The sequence below is a fragment of the Bacteroidia bacterium genome (assembly GCA_027493955.1).
GTDB lineage: Bacteria > Bacteroidota > Ignavibacteria > SZUA-365 > SZUA-365 > JAOSJT01.
This window is the reverse complement of sequence record JAOSJT010000001.1, coordinates 2,942,944-2,965,385: the sequence shown is the minus strand read 5'-3', so window position 1 is coordinate 2,965,385 and position 22,442 is coordinate 2,942,944. Positions and strand designations below refer to the sequence as shown.

Sequence of the window (22,442 nt, the reverse complement as noted above, 5' to 3'; positions counted from 1 at the left end):
CGTACAACAACAATAACAATTAGCGGGTACGCTTGATGACGACGAGGGTTTTGTCGTCGGAATGTCTTCCGTGTGCGCTGAAGGTCTGCACCTCCTGCAGTATCGTCTGGCAAATTTCTTTGGCGGAAAGTTGGCCGTTGCGTCGAATGCACTCCATCAGTTTGCCTTCGCCGAATTCTTCGTCGCCGTCGTTGGCTTCGGAGATGCCATCGGTGTAAATCACCAACACGTCATCTTTCAGGATGTTTGTGTTGGTGACGGAGAAATGGGCATCCGGCAGCAGGCCGATCACCGGACCGGTAACGCTGAGCTCTGTGCAGGAAGCGCTGGCGGCGTGATAGTGCATCGGCTTGGGGTGCCCTGCGTTGGAGTAGAGCATCAGACCCTCGTCGCCGTCAAACAGCTCACAGTAGCAGAGTGTGAGAAAGCGCTCCTGTGGAAAAATTTTCCTGTTGATCGTGTTGATGCGTCGCAGCATGGAGGAGATCTTGCTCTCCGCTTCGACACTCATCATCAGCGCGCCGGAAACGAACAGCGCCTGTACCGCGGCGGGAAAACCCTTGCTCGCGGCGTCACCCACGGCGATGGCCAGGCGATCGTGATCACCCGGAATTTCATAGTAGTTGAAAAAATCTCCGCCGACGGTTTTCTCCGGCACACTCACACCGTACAGTTCGTAGCGCCCGAAGGAATACTCGTGCTGCGGAAGAATGCGTCGCTGAAGATCGCGCGCATGCTCCATTTCCGTGAGCAATTCCATGCGCTGCTTCTCGCTGCGCCGGCCGGAAAGAAGCTGTGTCACCGCCTGCCCGGCAATACCGAGCATGTAACGCAGCTCGTTGTCGACGGAGACGGTATTGAACGCCATCAGATATTCATAGAACGACAGAACCCCGATAGTCACTCGGTCGCCGATACCTGTGGCGGAATAGCGCACGATGCCTTTTTTCTTCAGAGCGGCATTGGTTTCATCGGCGAGCACGGTACCCTTACGCGCCACCTGCTCGAATACCGGGTAGCCCTTGAGACTGATAGTGAAGCCGATACCGACGGACTCGATGTTGCCGCTTTCGTGCATCAACGTGTACCGCCGCTTTTCCGGAAGCAGTTTCCAGATGCGTCCCCCTGTGATGCTGATGCGTTCGTTCTGCACGATTTCATTGAGAATCGCCTTGAGGAGATCGTCTTCGTTGTCGAAATCCCGACGTCCAATATCCTCGATCAATCTGTACAGAGTGCGCTGTGTCATGGAATATCCTGAATGCGATAAATGGTGATCACGTCAGAGCTGTACAACACCGTCTCGCGACGGTACTCTGAGACTGATCCATGCGAGAATGACGACAAGGCTCATGACGATACCGCCGGTGAGAAACGGCCACGATGTTCCGGCGGCGTCAAACACGAAGGCCCCCCAAATCGGACCGAGTACGCGACCCAGCGCTCCGAGCGCCTGATTGATGCCGAGCACGCCGCCCTGTTGGGACGGATCGGCGTGACGCGAAATCATCCCGAGGCAACTGGGCGTCATGACGCCTGTTCCCAGGGAGAGCACCGCGAGAATGATCAGCAGTGTCGTCGTAGAAACGGAAAACGGAATCAGCGCGAGGCCGATGGCTGCCAGTACCGCGCCTCCGATGAACAGCAGGCGTTCCTCGATTTTCGGTGCCAGAATACGAATGAGCCACCCCTGCGTAAAAGCGCCGACAAGACCGATGAAGCCGAAGAGATACCCGACTTCTCTGTCCGTCATGCCGAATTCCCGGGTGGAAATCATGGGGAAGGTGGCATAAATGTTCGCATACGCGAAGGTGACCAGAAAGAAGAGCAGCAACAGGGGACCGACCAGAGGGCGCTTCAGCGCATCGAAGAGCAAGGCAAAGCTGAATTCCGCGGAAGCGGCCTCCGCGACCGCTCCCTTCCGCTGAAGCGATTCGGGCAGAGCAATGGCGGCGGTGACGAGCGCGAGTGCGCTGAGTATGGCGGCCGCATAACCCGGGACGGAGTAGCCGTAGCCGACAAGAACCCCGCCGATGACGGGACCGAATACAAAGCCCAAACCGAACGCGGCGCCGATCATGCCCATGCCCTTGGCGCGCTCCTCGGGACGCGTGACGTCCGCGATATAGGCCTGCGCCGCAGAGATGTTCGCGCCGCCTATGCCCCCGAGAAGCCGTGACACGAACAGCACGGTCAGAGATTCGGCCATGCCGAACATGATATAGCTGACCACAGTGATGCACAGTCCGATCAGCAGAATCGGTTTTCGTCCGTAGCGATCGGACAAGCGTCCCCACACCGGCGTAAACAGCAGTTGCGCAAAGGAGAAGGATGCGACAAGCAAACCGATGGTGAAATCGTCCGCCCTGAACCCATGCTCGGCATAGGACGGGATGATGGGAATCACCACCCCGAAGCCGAGCAGGTCGATGAACACAATGAGAAATATTATCGTCAGCGGTGTACGCTTCATCCAGGCTCCACTTGCCGCGGCAACACGGCCCCTCCGGGTGCATCGAAGAGGAAAATGCCACGAACGGTCAATCTTTAAAAATATCCAGAGTTGCTCCGAATTCCAAGGCGCCCCACATCCTGCCGTATCCGTAAGTAGCAAACGCAGAGACGCAGAGGAGGGGAGGGTAACGCAGAGGCGCCCCTTCGACTACGCTCAGGAGGCGCAGAGGAGTATTACGTGGGGAGGAGGAATCGCACCGGTAGCGGAGTTCCGGTGCTTGCGCATACGTGCGTCTCGCGGATACGTGCTCTCTGCTCTTCGCTCTCCGCACCCGCTTACGATGCTGCTCAGGATTTTGTACTTTGAATGATGAATTGGAAGGGCGCATGATGCTCCGAATACACACGTTTCTTCTGAGGACTTCCCGTCTCGCGTTCGCCGCGCTTTTTGCCCTGCATTCGGGTTGCAGTGAGCCGACACCAGCGACACCCGACCCGGTGCCGGTGGACACGACGAAGGTTCCGATTTCCGGGGATACACTGTACCTCGCGTCCAGACCCACCGGTGTGATCGCTGATGCGCGGCTGACGGAAATTTCGGGTATCGCCGCGTCGCGCCTCCGCGGCGATGTGCTCTGGGCGCATAACGACAGTGGAGACAAAGCGCGCCTGTACGCCATCGATTCGACAGGACGGTTGATTGCGGTCGTGAACGTGAACGGCGCCATGGCCATTGATTGGGAGGATATGGCCTCCGCGAAAATCGACGGGATTCCGCGTCTGTACATCGCCGACGTAGGCGACAACGGCGCCACGAGGCAGACTGTCACGGTGTACCGCTGTACGGAACCCGCAGTGGATCCCGCGGCGCCGGAGTCCGTGTATACGGTCGGCGCCGAGCGCATGCATCTGCGCTATCCGGACGGTGCGCGCGATAGCGAGGCCCTGTTCGTGGATCCCGTCGGCGAAATACTGTACCTTATCGCGAAAAGCGGTGAGGAAAGCTGCGGTGTGTACCGGGCCCCCTGGAAAGCCGGTGATACGACTATCGTACTCGAAGCCGTAGGCGTACTGCGCATCCCGTCGCCCTTCTCGCCGCTGCGTCTGGTGACCGCCGCGGATCTGGCCGCCGACCGTTCAGCCGTGCTCCTGCGGACCTACGCCGCCCTGTACGAATACCGGGGGATCGGGTCACCGCTGCAGTTGCTGCAAAGCACCCCGCGGGCGGTGCATGGCGCTCCCGTCCAGCCACAGGCGGAAGCGGTGTGTTACGATAAAGATTCTCGGGGTATATTTCTCGCCACTGAAGGGAACGCCTTACCGTTACAGTACATGACGCGAAGGCCCGGTCGCTGAGGTCCGTGCCCTTCCAGACGACGAATTCACGGCAGCAGGAACGTGCAGCCATCGTCTGTCGTAGAAAATAGTTTCCCCTCGCCGCAACTTTGAATCAGCGCCCTCGTACACTCTCCTACGAACGCGAAAACAAACACACTTTGCATACAGGAGATGACGTCATGAAAACGACGCTGACCGCCCTTATTCTTTGCCTCGCCTTTCTCAGTACTACCGTCCACGCCCAGCAACCCGTCGCCCCGAGCGAGCGGCAGGCGAAGCTGATCGAAACCAACGTCATCGCAAACCTGCAGCACCCGTCGCTTGAAGTCCGCGCCGGCACCATGCAGCTGCTCATCGATATGAAAAAGGAATGGCCGCAGCAGGATCTCAGCTATGCCGTCCTTCCGATGCTCGAGACGTTGAAAAGTGACGAGAAGCCTGAATTCCGTATCCTTGCCGCTTTGGCGCTGTACCATCTCGACTCCGATCTCGGCCGCTTTGCCGTCGAACGCCGCGCGAAATACGACTCTTCGGAACGCGTCGCCAAGCACTGCGCCGCGCTGGTGAAATCCTGGGACAACAAGAGCAGCTACGGTACCAATCTTATGGCCGAAGTACACAGCATGAACTGAACCATCACACCCCGGATGGGAGGCGGAAAGAGCAATCTTTCCGCTTTTTTTTTGAGCGAGCTACCGCTCCCGAACAGCGCTGTTCGCACGGGCCGTTTGATGATCGATGGAGAGATAGGACGCGGACCGTAAAAAAGAAAAAGAAAATTTTTCTTTTGTAACATCTCCCTCGCGATCGCGTACACACTCTTACGCACGCAATCAACAACGTATTGAATACAGGAGATGACGTCATGAAAACGACGCTAACCGCCCTTGCCATTTGTCTCGCCTTCCTTGGTACGAACGCCTTTGCTCAGCAACCGTCCTCCCCGGGTGAGAGGCAGGCGAAGCTGATCGAAACCAACGTCATCGCGAACCTGCAACATCCGTCGCTTGAAGTCCGCGCCGGAACAATGCAGCTGCTGATCGACATGAAGAAAGAAAAGCCGCAGATGGATCTCAGCTATGCCGTGCTCCCGATGCTCGAAACGCTGAAAAGCGACGAGAAACCCGAATTCCGCATTCTTGCCGCTTTGGCGCTGTACCATCTCGACTCCGATCTCGGCCGCTTCGCCGTCGAGCGCCGCGCGAAATACGACTCCTCGGAACGCGTCGCCAAGCACTGCGCCGCGCTGGTGAGATCCTGGGAGACCAAGAGCGGCGACGGCACGGATCTTCTGGTGGAAGTCAAAAGCATGATCTGATCCATCCCCCTCGGATTCTCAAGCGGAAAGAGCGATCTTTCCGCTTTTTTTTTCACTTGTGTTCCCGTCCTGACCACATCCTCCGCAACGCATGCCGTCGGCGCGGCGTCCGGTCGCGCCGTTTGCCTTTGTCCGCGAAACATCGTAGATAGAATATCAAAACAAAGGAGATTTCGGTATGCAACACCATGATACGGACAGACGCGACTTTCTCCGGACCCTTGCACTCGGGGGCTTCGTCGCTACAGTACTGCCGCACATCCCATCGGGCTTTCTTCACGCGGAAGATCCGCCTCTCACGCCGAAAACGAATATTGCCGAAGCGCTCGCCGTACCCCGCACAGCGCAATCGATGCCGGGACTGTACCCGGGGCGCGTCGTGGACGTGCAGGACGACACCTGCGTCGCCAATGGCGTTCCGGACAACGAGCGCGCGATGAAAATGCTCGAACGGGCGATGCTGGAACTCACGGGTGCGGCATCGCTGAAAGAGGCGTGGCTGCGCTTCGTCACACCGGAAGACTACATCGGCCTGAAGGTGAATCCCGTCGCCGGTAAGTTGTTGAGCACCAGCCATGCCATTACCCTCGCGGTGATCGCGCAATTGGAACAGGCCGGCATCCCGCGCGACCGTATCGTGATCTGGGACAGACGCGAATTCGAATTGCATGAAACCGGTTTCACGCGTGAGGCCTATCCCGGCATTCGTATCTGGGGCGCGGAATGCAAAGACGCTTCCGGATCATTCTACGATGAGCGGAAAATGCTGTACAGCCTCGACCGCATCGATGAAAGCGTGTATTACTGGGCCGACTGCGAGGAGAGCTATGATGAGGAAACACTTCCGTACATGATCAACGAAGGGAAGTTCTCGTACTTCCACTCATTGCTCACACAGGAGCTCACGAAAGTGATCAACATCCCCATTCTGAAAAATGCCGGCAGCTCCGTCACACTCTGCATGAAAAACCTCGCCTACGGAGCCATTTCCAACACAGCCCGCCTGCACAAGCAGCTCTGGGCCGAGACCTGCGCGCAGGTGCCCTGTTTCGAACCCCTCCGCGACAAGACCGTGCTCAACATTGTGGATGGAATGATCGGGTGTTACAACGGCGGACCGGCGGCGAATCCGCAATTCATCACTGAATTCAAACGCATTCTCGTTGGGAGCGACCCCGTGGCCACAGACCGCGTTGGATATGACATTGTCCTTGCCAAGCGCATCGCCGAAGGGGTGCAGAAACAGGAATCCCCCCGCGCCATCGGTTTCATGACCATGGCCGAAAGTTACAAGCTCGGTGTCGCGGATCCCGCCCGCATCACGCATGTGAAAACTTCTTTGAAAGGCTAGACCATGAAATTCGTGCTGTATTTCACGTGGGCAGTTCTTGCAATAATCGAACCGTGTGCTGCGCAAAAGGGCGCACCTTCACTCAATACTGCCGACATACCCGGCTGGAGCATCGAACAACCGGACCGCTATAACGACAAGCAGCTCTTCGGCTATATAAACGGCGGGGCGGAATTGTATTTGGAGTACGGATTCAGGATGGTAACGGCCTGGCGCTGTCAGAAGGGGAAGCAGGAATTTGTGGCCGATGTGTATGAGATGGCCACCCCCGCCGCCGCTTTCGGCATGTGGTCCATCTCCCGGAGAAACTGTACGTCCACACTGGACGGAGCGATGTGGAGTTGCGTGACGTCGAATCAGATTCTGTTTACCCGCGGTTCCGTACTTGTGAACATTACCATCTACGACAAGAGTGAAGAGAGCAGAAGTGCCGCCCGGAAAGCCGCTGTCGCATTGCTGAAGCGCATCGAAGGGAAGGACTTTATGCCTCCTGAAGTGTTCACGACCGGCGCACTCTCCAGGCAGAAGAACGAGCTCCGTTTGATGCAAGGACCACTTGCCATACAGGGCTCACTTGCGGACTGGTCCGGATTGCTCGAGGGTATCGCACGCTGCGACGTTTTTCACACGCGCAGCGGGGCCGGGAAGTCCGCCACCGATGTGGGCATGCTTCGCTTCCGCTCCCCCCGCGATGTGGATACGTTCATCGCGGCGGCCGGTTTTCGCAAAGAGGATGTGCGGAAGAAGTGGAACGTGAATGCCGGGAAAAAACGTGCGCTGAAGCTCAGCGACGCGACCACGGTGTGGTTTCTCGAAGGCGGAAATGATATCGAACGTCTGGTGAAAATCCTCTGACCATTGCCGGATTGGCCGCCGGAGGCAGCGGTCAACCGATAGCGGGTTCACAGCAAGCAGACGGGCGGAACGTTGTGCATCGTTCCGCCCGTTATCTTTTTTCTTCTGTCATTGCCGTCCTTTCCGGGAGCCGGCTGCCCGATACGGGGTGTGCGCTTATTTGTTTACCGATCCGAAGGTGCTGCGCCAGGACAGCATCCCTCCCTGCACGTTGAAGGCGGTGTAGCCCTTCTGGCGAAGGATCTGGGTGGCGGCGACCGAGCGATTCCCGCTGCGGCAGATCACATGGATTTCGGAGGATTTGTATTTTGCGAGTTCGTTGACGCGCGAAGACAGTTCACTCAATGGGATATGCACAATGCCATCCAGTTTGCCGAGTTCACTCGTGAGTTCGGGAGCGGTGCGGACGTCCAACACAATCACTTTGCCCGGGCCCTTTTTCGCGATGGCATCCCGCATTTGTGTCACCGTGGAGGATGGGATACCGCCCTGCTGTGCGCAGGCGGAGGCGTAACTTACTACGGCGATGACGGTCAGGAGGAGCGCCACCGATTTCAGGGAAGAGGGGACTTTCATCGGTGGTCTATCCCAGTCCACACATGCCGTTCGCGCAGCCACCGCCGTAGCTCGGAACGCCACAAGATCCGGTGGCGCATCCGGCATCGAACGAGGAGGCGGTGCTTCCGACGGAAGCGGCGAAGGTGGAGAATTTTTTTACGGCATTTTTCGAGTGACATTCGGGGCATTGAATCAGATCCTGATTCTCCGCGCCCTTGTGCAGAATGTCAAACGTATTTGCGCAGTCATTGCAGCGATATTCGAAAATGGGCATGTATTACCTCTGTTCAGGTTGCTGATCTGATGGTATGTGTTCCGTTGTCGTGTTCTTCGTTTTCTTCTTTCCCGGGAGCAGCCAGGTAGCGCCTACCAGGGCTCCGTAGAGCGTACTGGTGTACCAGGTACCGGTAATCGGACAACTGCCGTTAAGGCAGCCGATGAAATACCAGTAGGCGTATCCTGCGCCCGTACCGATGACCACGGGGAGCATTTTCCTGGCAATTGCGAGTGTGTTCATGTATCATCCGTGCTGTTCATGCATCTTTCATTCGATGCCGTGAGGTACGACAAGGATTCAACACCGCTCAGACCAGGAAAATTTCGCGTTGGGGTTTGGAGAGAAATTCCACGCCGTTTTCCGTAACCCAGACAATTTCCTCAATAGTGGCAACACCGTAACCCTCGACAGGCAGACGGGGCTCGATGGTGAAAACCTGTCCGGCTTCGATTTTTCCGTATGGAAGATCACCGTATCGTTCCCAGCGCGGTAGCAGGCCGACACCGCCGTCATGGGCGGCGCGACCGACCTGATGCCCGAGGGCATGCGGATATTCCGGATAGCCATTGGCGACAATGAAGGATCGCGCTGTGTCGTCCACCTTCCATGATACGACGCCGGGTCGTATCGCATCCGCTGCGAGCCGAATGCTGTCGCGTATGACCGTGAAGCCGCGCTGTACTTCAGTCGGAGCCGTTGTTTCACCTTTCTTCCGCACATACCAGGTGCGTTGCAAGTCGGAGCAGTAGCCGTCGACTTTCACCCCGAAGTCCAGATTCACGACATGACCGGGGCGGATCTTGCGTTTCGTCGGTCCGAAATGTGCGCCCGCGTGCTCGGGGCCGGTGAACACGGCCGGACAGTGATCGCGATCCCATGCGAGAGCGAGTCCCCGTCGCGCGACCTCGGCAAGAATAAAATCCGCGACGTCTTTTTCAGATTTTCCGGGCGCCAGGAAGCCGGTGACCATGTCATAGATTTCGAGAGTCTGTTTGATCGCCTTGCGGATGCTGCGAATTTCGGCGGACGTTTTGCGCCCGCGGAGTGCGGAAAGCACGTCCTGGGAGGGTACGAGGCGCGAGGCATAGGGCGTATCCCTGAGCATATTCTGCAGCAGCAGGAACATGCCGTGGGTGAGACCATCTGCCATGACGGAATCGGTGGAATAATTGATGGCAATTTTTTTCGGTTTACGCGTGCGCAGCACCTCGAGTAACGGCTCGCGAATACCTTGAACATACGGGATCACCGTTGTGTACAGTCCATTCTTTTCGATACTCGCGACATCCAGACTGCCCGCGATGCAAATCGTCTCACCCTCGCGCGTTATGATCCAGGCCGTTTGCCACGTGGCATGCTGCCCGACGACGACGTCGAGCGCAGGATCGGGCATGGAGGCGCTTTCGCGCACAAACGTGAGCCACATGTCAATGCGTTTCTCACGGAGAATGTCGATTGCCTGAGCGATTTTTTCCTTGATCATAGTCATCATGCACCTGTGTGAAGGATTTCCGATAGGAAGTAAGATAGTACGTCGTCCATTGCCATGCACGGAGGAAGCGACACCAGCTCTTGAACACCTTCATGAATCGATCTTCTGATTCAGTGTGCAGGGATTGCGATGCATGAATCGATTGGTTTACCCGCGGGGCCGAAGTCCATTCACCAATCGCCGGATCTTCGGCCCGCAACCTGCCGCAGAGACTGTGAACTACCCGTACGCACACTCTCTCGGAGGCCTTGACCCGCAGGGCATCCATTAGCGCTTCCGGATCTGTTGGTCCGTAGCTTCCGCCTTCATTCCCTTTCACTCTCGATTATTGCCTTGCGGGAGTGTATCTTACGCATGCACGTGTCTCACCATCGCGAGTCCATATGAATGTTGTGATCATCGGTGCCGGTCTTGTGGGCACCAGCCTGGGCGAGACCCTGCGCGCCAACGGGCACGACATTGCCATCATCGAACGGAGTGCACCGCGATGCGCGCTCATCGCCGATACGATGGATGTTTTGGCAATACACGGATCAGGGAGCAATCCGAAGGATCTGGAGCGCGCGGGTATCGCCGATGCGGATATGGTTATCGCCGCAACTCCGATTGACGAAGTAAATCTTGTCTGCTGCAGCATTGCAAAGCAGTACGATGTGGCGCACCGTATCGCTCGTATCCGGACAGACATTTTTTCCGGAGAGCACGTGCGTCCGGAGGATTTCGGTATAACACAGGTGATTTACCCGGAGCAGAGCACGCAAGACGCCGTCCTCAATATTGTGGAAACTCCCGGCGCCATAGATGTCCAGGACTTTCAGCAACATGCCGTGCTTCTGCGGAGTTTCCTGCTCACGGAGGGCATGCCCATCGTGGACAGGGACTTACGCGAGCTGAACACCGATCCCGCCGGGAGAATGCTTCTCGTCGTGGCGATTATTCGTGGCGAGGAGGTTATTATCCCGCGCGGGGAAAGCATTCTGCGTCCGGGCGACAAGCTGCTGTGCATTTTTCCCAACAGCGCGCGACGCGACGTACTGGGCCTCATGGGCGTAGACAGTACCGCGAAGAGAAGGGTGATCGTGTTTGGCGACACACTCACCGCGATCAATATCGCGTCGACACTGGAATCAGAGGTCGAGCGCGTCACCTTCATCGATCCCGACCCGAAGCACGCGGACGAAGCGGCGGCACGACTGCGGGGGAGCGATGTGCTGCACGGCGATGCGAACGACATTGATGTGCTCATCGAAGCGAATGTACGCTATACGGATTTCTTCATCGCGGCAACGGAACAAAATGACCGGAACATTCTGAGTTGCCTGCTAGCCAAATCCGAGGGAGCGAAAGAAGTCGTTGCGGTACTTACGGACGAAAAGCACATAGATCTGTTTCAATCCATCGGCATCAACCATGTGATCAATCCGCGGCAGCTGACGGCGGCGGGCATTCTGAACGCCGTGTTGCCGGGCTTTGTCGGCACTTCGTTGCACATACAGAAATCGGATATCGATGTACTCCGTTTACCGGTGCGCGAGCGAACGGCGGTAGCCCACCGACCATTGAAAGATTCGTGGAAGCGGATGGTGGGATCGTCCATTGTCGGTGCCATCCTGCGTGACGGTGAAATGCTCGTACCGCGTGGAGACACGCTTCTGCTTCCCGGGGATCTGGTGCTTGTGTTTGCGCGGAGCGCCGGGGTGAGGAAACTGCGGAAAATGTTTGGTATCGAGAACCTCACGTCGAGCGGGACGCATGCATAAACGAACGGTGCTCTTTGGTGTGGCGCGCCTCCTGCAGGTCATGGGGCTGTCGCTTTTCGCACCCCTGGTGATCGCCATCAGCGACAGTACCGAAGCGACATTCGCGCAGCGTATGTTTCAGCCCGATGTCGCGGGATTCTGGAGTGCCATTGTGCTCACGCTTACGGTGGGGACGGTCGTCACCATCGCATTACGGAGAACACATCATCAACAGACCGTGCGCGAGGGCTTCGCCATTGTCGGCATCGGATGGATGGTGCTGGCGCTCTTCGGATCCATACCCCTGTTCGTGTATTTCCTCTCGCAACACGCGGTGCTCGATGCAGTCATTATTGCAGAAAGTTTCACCGACGCCGTATTCGAGATCATGTCCGGCTTCACCACGACCGGCTCGACCATTTTGCGCGACATCGAATCGGTGCCTCGGGGGATTCTGTTCTGGCGCGCACTGACACATTGGCTGGGAGGGATGGGAATCGTCACGCTTGCGCTGGTCATTTTCCCCGCGTTGGGTGTTTCCGGGTATCACATGTTCAAGGGCGAGGTGCCGGGTCCGTCGAAAGAGCGCGCGCACACACGGCTGGCCGGTACGGCGAATGTTCTCTGGGGGGTGTATGCACTGCTCACACTGATCGAGATCATTCTCTTGTTGATCGGCGGCATGGACTGGTTTGACGCCTGCTGCCACAGCTTTGCCACCATGGCGACGGGCGGATTCAGCACGAAAAACCTTTCGATTGCGGCCTTCGATTCAGAGGTGATCCATTGGGTCGTGGTCGTATTCATGTTCCTGGCCGGAGCAAATTTCCTGCTGCACTATAATGTATTGCGCGGGAATGGTCGTCTCATGTTACGGGATGTAGAATTCCGTTTTTATGTGTATATCATTCTGGCGGCCATCACCGTCTCGACGCTCGTTCTCACGATTGACGGTTTGCCGTCGACGGAGGCTTCGAGAAGCAGCTTCCGGAGCGCTCCGATGCCATACGAGGATTTTGCGGAACATGTGGAACGGCAGGAGGATCTGGTCGGGACGTTGTACGGGAGCTTTCGGGCTTCGGCTTTTCAGGTGGTTTCCATTATCACGACGACGGGGTTCTGTACAGCGGATTTCGACCTCTGGCCGGCGATGGTCAAGTTGCTGCTGGTGCTGTTGATGTTCATCGGCGGCTGCGCCGGTTCCACGGGCGGGGGTATAAAGGTGATACGGATTCTGGTGGTTATCAAGGCGGCCTGGCGGGAAATCATCCGCATGGCCCGGCCCCGGATTGTGCGGCCCATCCGTATCGGGAATGATTCCATAGAAGAAACGCGCGTGGGAAACATCGTTTCTTTTCTCCTGTTGTTTCTCTTTATCACCGTTGCAGCCGCCTTGCTCCTGTCGCTGTATGTGCCGGATCTGACGACCAGCGTGACAGCGGTTGTTGCCTGTATCGCGAATATTGGTCCCGGTCTGGCCGGTGTAGGCGCAATCGAAAACTTCGCGTGGATACCTCTCCCCGGAAAGTGGATCCTGATTCTGACCATGCTGCTTGGACGTCTGGAAATCTTCACCATTCTTGTCTTGCTCCGACCTTCTGTGTGGCGGTAGGAAACAAAACGCGCGGGAAGAACCCGCGCGTCAAGCAGTAACCCGTCGCGTCTTTTCCGTTTGATTCTGCGCGCGCAGGTTTATTACGTATTTCTGTCAGGGATAGAGTTCGTCGAGCCAATCGAAGATGATTTGGTTCAACGTCGCGAGATTGGAGACGTGATCGTGGGCATCGGCCTCGTGGATGGATTGTACGGTGCGAAGGGACTTGACCTCGCTGCTGATCCCTTCGAAATAGAAGCGTGACTGCACCTCGAGTTCCGGGTAGGCGGTATCGCCGTGAATGCAAAGCGTGGGACAGTGAATGCGGTACAGACGGTCGCTTATCGAGTATTGTTCGGTCGCCTTAATGAACTGCTGCAGGCGGTTTACGCCGAAACGGCGGCACATGTTGAGAATGAACAGTTTCAGCGGAACGCGGAGAATAGTGTCGGGCAGTTCGTTGAGATCCTCAAGGGAGAAATCCACGTACGTCGCGCGCGGGCCGAGCAGTCCGATGAAAATCTTCTGCATGTCAACAAACGGAGGGTTGACCACGAGTGCTTTGATTCGCGGATCGAAGACGGCGAGGCGGGAGACGAAGTAGCTCCCCAATCCACTGCCGATCGCGGTAATCGTGGACATATCCACGTCGGGGCGTTTTTCAAGATAATCCATGCCTACCAGCAGCGGTACCTCGAAGTCATGCCGGAGAAAGCAGGTGGGATCGGTTCGGAACATACCTGTCTGCCCCGGGCCCTGGAAAATGAATACGGCATAGCCGCGCTGGAGGGCGCTGACCGCATGGTAGAAGTATTGTTCCTCTCCGCAGCTTTCGATACCGGGGACAAGGATGACGGTGCGTCTCGGCGCATCACCTCCGTCGGGCTTGAAAAAATAGCAGGGGTAGGTTCTGTCCAGCGCCTTGAGATTTACGACTTCGGCGTGGTAGGGAAGCAACGGCATTGCCTGCTCAAAGCACTCTTTGCATTTCAAGCCATAGGTAACGTGATCCCTGTTTGCGACGAGCGCATAGTACTCGGCAGCATGGTAGTAGTTGGAGGCCCTGAGGTACGCCTCGCACGCACTGACGGAATGGCCTCGTTCCCGACTCGAGACGGCGGTTCTCTCAACGTCTTCCGCCAGAGTCGCCCATTCCCTGACCCACTCGGACAAATTCCAATCGACCATCGTCCGGGCTGCCTTGTAGCACTCCCCGAAGGTTGCTCCCCCATAGGTGATGAGACCGAACTGCCGCAGCAGTTTGAACTCAAAATCGGCATTGCTCAGGATCAATGAATTTGCGAGTCTGGACGATAACACATTGTCCATGCGTTCCTCTGGATGATTCGTGGCACAGGGAGGACATGCCTATCCCCCCTCGGATAAGACATCCCGAACAACACGACGGGGAGTACATAGCAAAAATCAGGCCGATTTTTTTTTAACTTATGCGTAACGTAAACAGCAATAGCGCTTTCCGAGGCGTGAAAATATGGGCCATTCCGTGAATTTTTCGCACTGTTCGATGTGGGCTCCCGACCGGCTCTGTATCCGATAGCAGAAAAAGTCATTTCGCGGACTTTTCCTCGTGAGGTCCTCTGTTTCTGCAAATTCAATCGGAAGAAATACCCACGTGGATTCACTGTTCACCCGGCACTATTGTAAGGAGATGTCCTGCTTCCCTCCTCAGTGAGATGATCCGATTGAGGATTTCAGGATTCCAGGGGATTGGAAATCCGCAGATGGGATGCGTGTTGTCAGGATGGACAAAATAGGACGGTGTGAAAAAATCTGTATCACGCTATGGCGGATCATTGGAAAAAGACGGATATTGAAGCAGTAATACACAGACGTTAATCTACCGGAGGTCTATATGCGCATTCCTGCTACTCTGCTGGTCCTGGCATGCATCCTGCTGTCCTGCTTTACGGCCGAGGCACAGATTTTGCCAGCCGACAACATCATCATGCGCGTCCGCCAGGTCTGTAATCAGGGGAATGGCGGAACGCTCTCTGCGGCATTCGAAATCCAACCCCGTACGAATATGTGGCCACCGAATTACGGCCGTATTGGTGGCTTTTCGGTGGTTTTCACGTTTACCTCAGCGAAGCTCGTGTTTAACGGCGCTCAGCAGCGCTACAATCCGAACTATTGGGGCGGCGCTTTCCGCAGCGCGGCCTTCGGCTCATCCGCATGGTTCAGTCAGCATGCCAGCACAGGCAATGTCAACAACGCCCTGCCCGTCGAAAGCCAGTATTTCTCACAAAGCACGGATTGCACAGGGAATCCGCTGCAGGACGGTTTTTTTGAGATAATGCGCTATACCATGACCATTATGCCCACCGCGAATGGTACGGTTGATCTTGGTCTCTACGACATTCAACCGTACAACACAAGCATGTATCTCCAGGAAGTGCAGATGACGGCGATTTTCAGTCCGAATCTCCAGACCAATCTCAACGATTCGGTACGCCTCGCCACCAATCTCATCATCCCTGTGGAACTGGTTGCGTTCAACGTCACTGGGCGGCCGGACGGCAGCTCCATGCTGACCTGGCGGACGGAAACCGAGACGGAAAATCTCGGTTTCGAGGTGGAGCGTGGGGATGGTGTGCACTTCGAGCGCATCGGTTTTGTGTCCGGTCGCGGGACAAGCACGCAACCCCACGACTATACGTTCATCGACGACAAGCCCGTCTCCACACGCGAAGACCGCCTGGTATTCTATCGCCTCAAGCAGGTGGATTTTGACGGGACATACGCGTACAGCGATATTCACTCCACGCAGATCATGCCGGGGTATGTTGGTCTGGAAGCGGTCTATCCGAATCCTTCCTCATCCGGCGCGAGTGTTTCGATTCCGTATTCCCTCGCCGTGCCCGCAACGATTACGTTACATGTGTACGATGCTCTCGGCAGGCGCGTCGCCCTCCTCCAGGATCAGAGCGACAGACAGCCCGGGCGCCATGTAGTGACGTGGAATACCTTTGACGAGTTTGGTCAGTCCCTGCCGTCCGGAAGCTATTTTGTACGCTTTGAGGCCGCCATGGGTAAGGAAACCATCCGTGGGATGCGGCAGATATTCCTCGTTCGTTAAGTTTTGATCCTATCAGGTCGTAATACGGCGGGGTTTCCCCGCCGTTTTTTTTGGGTGCTCGTGCACAACGCCCATCCGGTGGACTCGGGCGTGTATCTGCTGCGAACGCAACGCAGAACGGCGACGCGAGAAGGAAGATTATGGCGCTGAGCTACTTGCAAATCGTGAATTATGCACGGTTGTATGTCGAAGGTCAAAAACCGGACATCGCGCATCGTATGTTGAAATGTCAACCGTCGCGCCTTTGGCGGATACGTCGTAAAGCGTCATTCCCAACGCGCCGTTTTGGGGGAGCGTGGTATATTTCGTACTTTTCGGGTTGAAAGAACCGCATACACATATCCGAGAAATCCTCATGTCTCACCTCGCCACTACCGATCCCCAGCTTCATCAGATCATCCAGCAGGAAACCGAACGCCAGATTACCAAGCTCCAGCTCATTGCGTCCGAGAATTATGCGAGTCCCTCCGTTCTCGAAGCCGCTGGCAGTGTGCTGACAAACAAATACGCCGAGGGATATCCCGGAAAACGGTATTACGGCGGCTGCGAATTCGTCGATCAGGCGGAAGACCTCGCCCGTCAGCGGCTCATGAAACTGTACGGTGCGGAATATGCCAATGTGCAGCCGCATTCCGGCGCCACGGCGAATCAAGCGGTGTATTTCACCTACGTGCAACCCGGCGACACCGTGCTCGGTATGGACCTCGCACATGGTGGACATCTCACCCATGGGTCACCGGTCAACTTCTCCGGCAAGCTCTACAACATCGTGTCGTACGGCGTGCACCGCGAAACCGGTATGATTGACCTTGACGAGGTGGAAGCCACCGCCCTGCGCGAGAAACCGAAAATGATAATCGTGGGAGCCAGTTCCTACTCGCGGAATATCGATTATCAGGCCTTTCGTGCCATAGCCGACAAAGTCGGCGCTTTCCTGTGGGCCGACATGGCCCATCCGGCCGGCCTCATCGCCACGGGTTTATTGAACAATCCGTTGCCGTATTGCGATGTGGTGACGTCCACGACGCATAAAACGCTTCGCGGTCCGCGCGGCGGTATGATACTGCTGGGCAAGGATACGGAAAATCCGTTCGGCCTGGTCGCACCAAAATCGGGACGCAAGAAAATGATGTCCGAAATCATTGACAGTGTCGTGATGCCCGGTATTCAGGGCGGGCCGTTGATGCACATTATCGCGGCCAAAGCCGTCGCTTTCGGCGAGGCCCTGCAGCCGACTTTCGCCACCTATACGAAACAGGTCAAGGCCAATGCCGCGCGCCTGGCGGAGCTTCTTGTTGCGAAGGAGTTCAATCTGATTTCCGGCGGTACGGACAATCATCTCATGCTCATCGATCTGCACAACAAGAATGTGACGGGCAAGGAGGCCGAAGCAGCCATGGAGCGCGCCGGTATCACGCTGAACAAGAACATGGTTCCCTTCGATGATCGGTCGCCCTTCGTCACCAGCGGTATCCGCATGGGCACCGCGGCAATAACCACGCGCGGTTTCCGCGAAGCGGATATGGAATTTGTCGCGAACGTGGTGGATTCCGTCATCAGCAATATCGGCGACGAAGCGAAGCTCGACGACATACGCGAAAGCGTACGCGAGTACTGTTCGCGATTCCCGCTCTACACCGATCTCGTGGATTGAACTCCTCCCGACGCAGTCCAGGGCCGCGGGTAGTGCACCGCGGCCTTTTTTTTACTTCAATTTCGCGCGCAGTGCCCGGACGTATCCACGCAGGTACCCACTCTCACGGTAACGAATGCTCTGGGCGGTGTTGATCAACAACTGCCCGAACAAGGCCCACAGGCGGGCTGCCCTGCCCGTGCCGGCGGCGGTCTGGTCACTGATCCAGCGCATCGCGAAGACGTACAAGGCCTGGGTGGTCCACAGCGATTCGCGGTTGACCGGACTTTCGATGTGTGAATACTCCGCATCGTCAAGAACCGTCATTCTGCCCCGTTTCGCGAGTTGATGTGTGAAATACAAATCCTCACCGAAGCAGCGGCCGGTAGTCAAGCCCAGGGGTGCGCCGCTTAGCCAGTATTCCTCGAAACGGAGACCACGGCAGACCTCACGGCGAAGTGAAAGCACCGTTGAGGGAAGGACCTCCGCCGCAATGCGCCGCGGTACGGCAGCAGCGACGTCGGGGAAACCGGAAAAACGCATCCGAAAAGATCCGCAACCGGTCTGTACCCCCAGCAACCGTCTCAGAGCAAGCTCGACGGGGCCGGGACACGTCGCCGCGCGGTTGCTCCCCGCGAGAGCCACGAGATCCGCTTCATCACGGAAACGACGCAGCACGGTTTCCGAGTACCGTGGCGTGAGTTCCGCATCGTCATCGATGAAGGTGAGGATGTCGCAGTGCGCTTCGTCGAGCCCGCGGTTGCGCTGGGCGGAGATGCCGGGACGTACCCGGATGCGCCGAATACGGAGCACCGTGTCCGAACATTCTTCGGTGAGTTCCGCATTGCCTGCATCTATGATGAGAATTTCTTCTGCCGGGTGTGTCTGCTGCCGGAGCGACGCGAGGAGGCGTTGCAGCTCCCGCTGCCTGTTCATGGTAATGATGACGATGCTGTGCGTCACATTCCATCCCGAACACGTCTCTTGGCCGCAGCGGATTCATCCCTGCTTGGAAGACGGCACCCGCTCCACGCCCGCAGTTGTCGCTTTGTCATTCGGTGTGCTTCAGTGTGCCGTGTCATTGTGTCTCCGCTGCTCCGGTGTCAGCAACAGCAAAACTTCCAGATGGTCGGTCCCCGGGAAATTGTCGACCGGAATCGCGCGGCGCACGGCATACCCGCAACGCGCCCATGCGGCAATATCGGGTTTGAGACGCTCGGTGTTGCAGAATACATGCAGAATTCGCCCCGGCCCTCTGTCCGCCACAGCCTCGATCACCCCATCGGCCGCACCGTTGCGCGGGGGATCCATCACGACAGCGTCGTCTGGTCCGAGCATGGGTAAGGTACGGATCAGACTTTCCGGGGAAATATCTGAGCGATTGAATCGGACATGAGAGAGCTTGAGCCGGCGCGCGTTGTTCATGGCGGAAGCAACGGCCTGCTGCGACACCTCGAGGCCGCGTACCACGGAGTAACCCGAAGCGAGTCCGATCGAAAAAAGTCCGTACCCGCTGTACAAATCGAAGAGCGAGGCACCGCGCTGGCCGAGCATCTCCCGTGCTGTGGCGAGCAACGTAGGCATGACGGAAAGATTCACCTGGGAAAACGCCTGTACATCGTAAACCAGACGGAGATCATCCATGCGCAGAGAGATTTCACGTTCACCGTAGAGTCGACGGAATGCCGCCGCCGCTGCGGTGTTCCCCCCCATGTAATAGCGGTCGCCACTGTCATCTTCAAAAAGGAACACTCCCTGTACCGAAGGAAACTCGCGCGTCAGCAGTTTGGAAACGGTGTTCGCAGCCTTGACAGCGTGTTGGGAAATTTCCGAGAGATTGAAAATGACCGCTGTCGTTTCGTAGTTGCCTTTGAGTATGACGTATTGCAGCGCCGCGACCAACGGATTCGCGGCGCGATGTCGTAACAATGCGGCAATGCGTGCGTACAGCGCGGCGTGCGACGCGGGTTCGATAGCACAACTGTCAACATCGAGCAGCTTCCTTCCGACAGGATCGATCAAGCCCATGGAGAAACCGGCGCGTGTCACGTGCACCTTGCGCTTCGTGACCACGCGATATCCGCGACCCGAAGGGGATGGTCGCAGCCTGTCCACGACGTTTTCCGATGCGAAGGAGGCCCAAAAGCGCCGGAAGGCCGTGTCTTTCACCTTCAGCTCCTTCGCATACTCCATGGAAGGAGCGTGGCAAAGGCGGCAGCGTCTTCCATCGGGCGTGACGCAGCTACCGGGCGGAAGTCGCGCAGGCTGACCCGACGAGCGGCGGCGTTCCTCATCATAATACTCGGTGAAGGATTTTGTCATTCGGCAACTCCGTCATAATGCGGCCGCAGGCTCCAGCCGGCCCGTCGTGCATCGTTCCAGAAAGAGGGATACGATTTGCTGATACTCGAGGGATGATCGATGATCAGCGGCGTATCATCACCCGCCAGTAATGCGGCGGCCATCACGATGCGATGATCTCCGAAGGTGCGTATTCTTGCCCCGCGCGGGATGCTTGAGCTTGCGCCATCAATGAGCAATGCGTCACCCTCCACACGGGCAACGACGCCCGCCGCGGTAAGTGTGTCGGCAAATACGACGAGACGGTCGGATTCTTTGTGCCGCAAGGCCTGCAGGCCGGTGAAGCGCACCCGGCGTCGCAAGCGAATGGCGACGGCGACAAGTACGGGGAGCAGGTCCGGGGTGTCGGTTAACGTCAAAGGCAGCTCGGAGGCGACATCGTTGCGCAGACGGGCGAGTAGTTCACCGACCGCGCTGTCCGGCTGCCGGGAGTCGGTGCCGGGTATCGAAGGCTGTAGGGGATGCCCGAGCGCTGCGGCAGCATGCCACACGGCGACGGAGCTGGCATCCTCCTCGATGCTGAGCGACAGAGCTTCATTCAGACGCTCTGTCTGATTGAAGGCGATGAGGTCTCCATGCGCGATGATGTCCACACCAGCCGTGCGCAGCATACGCAGTGTCATGTCCAGATACGGTGCACTGACCGGCGTCGAAAGCAGCCGCAACGTGAACGGATGCTCCATACCCACGGAGAGCAGTGCGATCGCCGAGGCGAATTGTGAGGATTGATCGGCCTCCACCGAAAACATCGCAGGCGCTTCCTTCCAGCCGGTGACGACGATGCCGCGACCGCTGCTGTCGTCGAAGGGCCGGATGTCTGCTCCGCCACTGCGCAGCGAGCGGAACAGGGCTTCGTGCGGCCGTTCGAGCAAACGGTCTGCGGCGATGATTTTTGTGGGTTTCGATGACGTGCAGGCCAATGCCGTCAGGAAGCGGAACGTTGTACCGCCTTCACCCGCGTTGATGCGTCGCAGCTCCGGGGCATCATAGTGTTCCAGGCCGCGATTGAGGTTATCAACACAGAATCCGTCGGTCGTTTCTTGCAGAGGATAACCGAGAGCGCGGAGCGCAGTCACCATGGAACGCACATCGTCCGCGCTGCTGCGGCCGACTATGGTGGTTTTGCCGATACGCTGTGCCGCTATGATCAGAGCCCGGTTCAGTTCCGATTTCCCGGCTTCTGCGGTAATGCGTACGGCGCGTTGCGTGCACTGCCGAACCTCGATGGGGTGATGGATGAATGTCCGGTATGCGTCATGGAAAGCGTCTATCCATTCCGATGCCGATATTCCCGTACGGATTATCGGTTGTCCCAGCCGCTGCAGGAACACGGAGCGGAGCTGGTCGTGGACATGTTTCTTATCGCGGCTCATTGCTCCGAGAAGGGCGAATCTTTCCGGTAGTTGCTGAAGGGGAAGGAGCAAGGAAAAGAGCTGCTTTTGCATGAGCCCCAGGTCATCCGGCGGGAGCCCGAATTCGGACGAGAAGCGCAGCGCGGCTGCAAGACCCCATGCGACGGCGTTTCCGTGTCGCAGCCCGGCGGTCAGCTCCAGCGCATGGGCCACTGTGTGTCCAAGATTCAGCACCGTGCGAATCCCCCGCTCCTCTCGGACATCTTCCCGGACGATACGAAGCTTGACGGCAATGGCCTTTTCGAGCAGAGGGAAGAGGACTGCTGCGGCTTCCTGTCCCGGCGCGTACACACAGCGTTCCACATCGAACGGATCGAGTGCGCGGGCGGCGTCGCTATCGCCGAGCCAGAGCGCCTTGAGCACTTCAGCCATACCTTCGCGGCGCAGATCGTGCGACAGGGTTTCGACAAGCTGTTCAACGATGATCGTTCTTGAGGGCAGATGGAAGGTCCCAAGCTGATTCTTTGCCTCACCGAGATTGACGGCGGTTTTTCCTCCGTGCGCGGAATCCACCATGGCGATCAGCGTCGTAGGAACATGCCACAGCTCTACGCCGCGCCACAGAATGCTCGCAAGAAAGCCCACCGCGTCACCGACAGATCCGCCTCCGACAGCCACAAGGGTCATCGGTCGCGATGACCTCCGGCGTAAAACCTCGGAGGCAAGATCGCCGACAGAATGGAGCGTCTTCAACTCCTCTCCCGCACGTACCAGCAAAGGATTCGGCAGTGCGCGCAGGACGTCCACGGGCAACGCGCTGTCCGCAATAACGATGCAGCGGTTGTCGGCGCCTATATCCGCGACGGTGCGCACGCGTTCAGGTTTGAGAATCACATCATGGGTGGTCATGCAGTTGCAACAGTCTGTCTGAAATCATCAATATACGAAATGCCGCATCGGGTGCCGGCTTCGCCGATGTGGCCAGAATGTCTTCTGCGATGGACAAGGGCAGAGCGTGCACGG

Annotated in this window: 19 protein-coding genes; 9 read left to right on the top strand and 10 right to left on the bottom strand. The window is 57.4% G+C overall.

The genetic code is table 11. The features are described from left to right. Window positions 1-19 precede the first annotated feature (19 nt). Together M5R41_11320 and M5R41_11315 are read right to left on the bottom strand one after the other, a co-directional pair. Window positions 20-1,249, bottom strand: a complete 1,230-nt coding sequence (locus M5R41_11320; protein ID MCZ7556978.1) for a PP2C family protein-serine/threonine phosphatase — start codon at window positions 1,247-1,249, stop codon at window positions 20-22. Window positions 1,250-1,282: 33 nt separating this feature from the next. After that, a complete protein-coding gene (locus tag M5R41_11315; GenBank protein ID MCZ7556977.1) occupies window positions 1,283-2,614 on the bottom strand; it encodes an MFS transporter in 1,332 nt (443 codons plus the stop codon). Window positions 2,615-2,841: 227 nt separating this feature from the next. Between M5R41_11315 and M5R41_11310 the strand changes: the two genes are divergently transcribed. From M5R41_11310 to M5R41_11290, 5 genes are all read left to right on the top strand, one after another. Then, window positions 2,842-3,810 carry a hypothetical protein gene (locus M5R41_11310; GenBank protein MCZ7556976.1) on the top strand — a complete coding sequence of 323 codons (969 nt, stop codon included), beginning with the start codon at window positions 2,842-2,844 and terminating at the stop codon, window positions 3,808-3,810. Window positions 3,811-3,971: 161 nt separating this feature from the next. Next, window positions 3,972-4,424 (top strand): hypothetical protein, encoded by a 453-nt coding sequence (locus M5R41_11305; protein MCZ7556975.1) that lies wholly within the window; start codon window positions 3,972-3,974, stop codon window positions 4,422-4,424. A 233-nt stretch (window positions 4,425-4,657) separates the two neighbouring features. Then, window positions 4,658-5,110: a hypothetical protein gene (locus M5R41_11300; protein ID MCZ7556974.1), complete on the top strand. Its 453-nt coding sequence runs from the start codon at window positions 4,658-4,660 to the stop codon at window positions 5,108-5,110. A 178-nt stretch (window positions 5,111-5,288) separates the two neighbouring features. Next, window positions 5,289-6,461, top strand: coding sequence for a DUF362 domain-containing protein (locus tag M5R41_11295; GenBank protein MCZ7556973.1), 1,173 nt, complete (start codon window positions 5,289-5,291; stop codon window positions 6,459-6,461). 3 nt (window positions 6,462-6,464) lie between these two features. Next, the gene (locus tag M5R41_11290) at window positions 6,465-7,316 is read left to right on the top strand and encodes a hypothetical protein (protein MCZ7556972.1); all 852 of its coding nucleotides are present in this window, start codon (window positions 6,465-6,467) and stop codon (window positions 7,314-7,316) included. Window positions 7,317-7,472: 156 nt separating this feature from the next. Here M5R41_11290 and M5R41_11285 read toward each other — a convergent pair whose 3' ends face one another. The 4 genes from M5R41_11285 to M5R41_11270 all read right to left on the bottom strand — a co-directional run bounded on the left by M5R41_11285 (window position 7,473) and on the right by M5R41_11270 (window position 9,634). After that, a complete protein-coding gene (locus M5R41_11285) occupies window positions 7,473-7,892 on the bottom strand; it encodes a rhodanese-like domain-containing protein (protein MCZ7556971.1) in 420 nt (139 codons plus the stop codon). A 7-nt stretch (window positions 7,893-7,899) separates the two neighbouring features. After that, entirely contained in the window at window positions 7,900-8,148 is a 249-nt protein-coding gene (locus M5R41_11280; GenBank protein ID MCZ7556970.1) for a zinc ribbon domain-containing protein, read from the bottom strand. A gap of 3 nt (window positions 8,149-8,151) precedes the next feature. Next, a complete protein-coding gene (locus M5R41_11275; GenBank protein ID MCZ7556969.1) occupies window positions 8,152-8,391 on the bottom strand; it encodes a DUF6132 family protein in 240 nt (79 codons plus the stop codon). A gap of 67 nt (window positions 8,392-8,458) precedes the next feature. Next, complete coding sequence (locus M5R41_11270) at window positions 8,459-9,634, bottom strand: Xaa-Pro peptidase family protein (GenBank protein ID MCZ7556968.1); 1,176 nt, start codon at window positions 9,632-9,634, stop codon at window positions 8,459-8,461. 392 nt (window positions 9,635-10,026) lie between these two features. Here M5R41_11270 and trkA point away from each other — a divergent pair, with 392 nt between their 5' ends. Continuing rightward, complete coding sequence (gene trkA, locus M5R41_11265; protein ID MCZ7556967.1) at window positions 10,027-11,403, top strand: Trk system potassium transporter TrkA; 1,377 nt, start codon at window positions 10,027-10,029, stop codon at window positions 11,401-11,403. After that, entirely contained in the window at window positions 11,396-12,994 is a 1,599-nt protein-coding gene (locus tag M5R41_11260; protein ID MCZ7556966.1) for a TrkH family potassium uptake protein, read from the top strand. The genes trkA and M5R41_11260 overlap by 8 nt, the downstream gene beginning before the upstream one ends. 96 nt (window positions 12,995-13,090) lie before the next feature. On the opposite strand, the gene M5R41_11255 is transcribed toward M5R41_11260, so the two are convergent. Next, entirely contained in the window at window positions 13,091-14,305 is a 1,215-nt protein-coding gene (locus M5R41_11255) for an alpha/beta hydrolase (GenBank protein ID MCZ7556965.1), read from the bottom strand. Between the two features lie 544 nt (window positions 14,306-14,849). Between M5R41_11255 and M5R41_11250 the strand changes: the two genes are divergently transcribed. Next, window positions 14,850-16,073, top strand: a complete 1,224-nt coding sequence (locus M5R41_11250; protein MCZ7556964.1) for a T9SS type A sorting domain-containing protein — start codon at window positions 14,850-14,852, stop codon at window positions 16,071-16,073. A gap of 355 nt (window positions 16,074-16,428) precedes the next feature. Next, on the top strand, window positions 16,429-17,727 hold the full coding sequence (locus M5R41_11245; GenBank protein ID MCZ7556963.1) for a serine hydroxymethyltransferase: 1,299 nt from the start codon (window positions 16,429-16,431) through the stop codon (window positions 17,725-17,727). A gap of 51 nt (window positions 17,728-17,778) precedes the next feature. On the opposite strand, the gene M5R41_11240 is transcribed toward M5R41_11245, so the two are convergent. The 3 genes from M5R41_11240 to M5R41_11230 form a co-directional block, all read right to left on the bottom strand. Next, on the bottom strand, window positions 17,779-18,669 hold the full coding sequence (locus tag M5R41_11240) for a glycosyltransferase family 2 protein (protein ID MCZ7556962.1): 891 nt from the start codon (window positions 18,667-18,669) through the stop codon (window positions 17,779-17,781). A gap of 102 nt (window positions 18,670-18,771) precedes the next feature. After that, window positions 18,772-20,028, bottom strand: a complete 1,257-nt coding sequence (locus tag M5R41_11235; GenBank protein MCZ7556961.1) for a hypothetical protein — start codon at window positions 20,026-20,028, stop codon at window positions 18,772-18,774. Next, window positions 20,025-22,328, bottom strand: a complete 2,304-nt coding sequence (locus M5R41_11230) for a hypothetical protein (protein ID MCZ7556960.1) — start codon at window positions 22,326-22,328, stop codon at window positions 20,025-20,027. The genes M5R41_11235 and M5R41_11230 overlap by 4 nt, the downstream gene beginning before the upstream one ends. Window positions 22,329-22,442 lie beyond the last annotated feature (114 nt).

Coding starts and splice junctions, on each gene's coding strand:
- M5R41_11250 (MCZ7556964.1), top strand. CDS start 14,850: ATGCGCATTCCTGCTACTCTGCTGGTCCTGGCATGCATCCTGCTGTCC.
- M5R41_11230 (MCZ7556960.1), bottom strand. CDS start 22,328: ATGACCACCCATGATGTGATTCTCAAACCTGAACGCGTGCGCACCGTC.
- M5R41_11260 (MCZ7556966.1), top strand. CDS start 11,396: ATGCATAAACGAACGGTGCTCTTTGGTGTGGCGCGCCTCCTGCAGGTC.
- M5R41_11270 (MCZ7556968.1), bottom strand. CDS start 9,634: ATGATCAAGGAAAAAATCGCTCAGGCAATCGACATTCTCCGTGAGAAA.
- M5R41_11290 (MCZ7556972.1), top strand. CDS start 6,465: ATGAAATTCGTGCTGTATTTCACGTGGGCAGTTCTTGCAATAATCGAA.
- M5R41_11275 (MCZ7556969.1), bottom strand. CDS start 8,391: ATGAACACACTCGCAATTGCCAGGAAAATGCTCCCCGTGGTCATCGGT.
- M5R41_11295 (MCZ7556973.1), top strand. CDS start 5,289: ATGCAACACCATGATACGGACAGACGCGACTTTCTCCGGACCCTTGCA.
- M5R41_11310 (MCZ7556976.1), top strand. CDS start 2,842: ATGATGCTCCGAATACACACGTTTCTTCTGAGGACTTCCCGTCTCGCG.
- M5R41_11305 (MCZ7556975.1), top strand. CDS start 3,972: ATGAAAACGACGCTGACCGCCCTTATTCTTTGCCTCGCCTTTCTCAGT.
- M5R41_11320 (MCZ7556978.1), bottom strand. CDS start 1,249: ATGACACAGCGCACTCTGTACAGATTGATCGAGGATATTGGACGTCGG.
- M5R41_11300 (MCZ7556974.1), top strand. CDS start 4,658: ATGAAAACGACGCTAACCGCCCTTGCCATTTGTCTCGCCTTCCTTGGT.
- trkA (MCZ7556967.1), top strand. CDS start 10,027: ATGAATGTTGTGATCATCGGTGCCGGTCTTGTGGGCACCAGCCTGGGC.
- M5R41_11245 (MCZ7556963.1), top strand. CDS start 16,429: ATGTCTCACCTCGCCACTACCGATCCCCAGCTTCATCAGATCATCCAG.
- M5R41_11285 (MCZ7556971.1), bottom strand. CDS start 7,892: ATGAAAGTCCCCTCTTCCCTGAAATCGGTGGCGCTCCTCCTGACCGTC.
- M5R41_11255 (MCZ7556965.1), bottom strand. CDS start 14,305: ATGGACAATGTGTTATCGTCCAGACTCGCAAATTCATTGATCCTGAGC.
- M5R41_11235 (MCZ7556961.1), bottom strand. CDS start 20,028: ATGACAAAATCCTTCACCGAGTATTATGATGAGGAACGCCGCCGCTCG.
- M5R41_11280 (MCZ7556970.1), bottom strand. CDS start 8,148: ATGCCCATTTTCGAATATCGCTGCAATGACTGCGCAAATACGTTTGAC.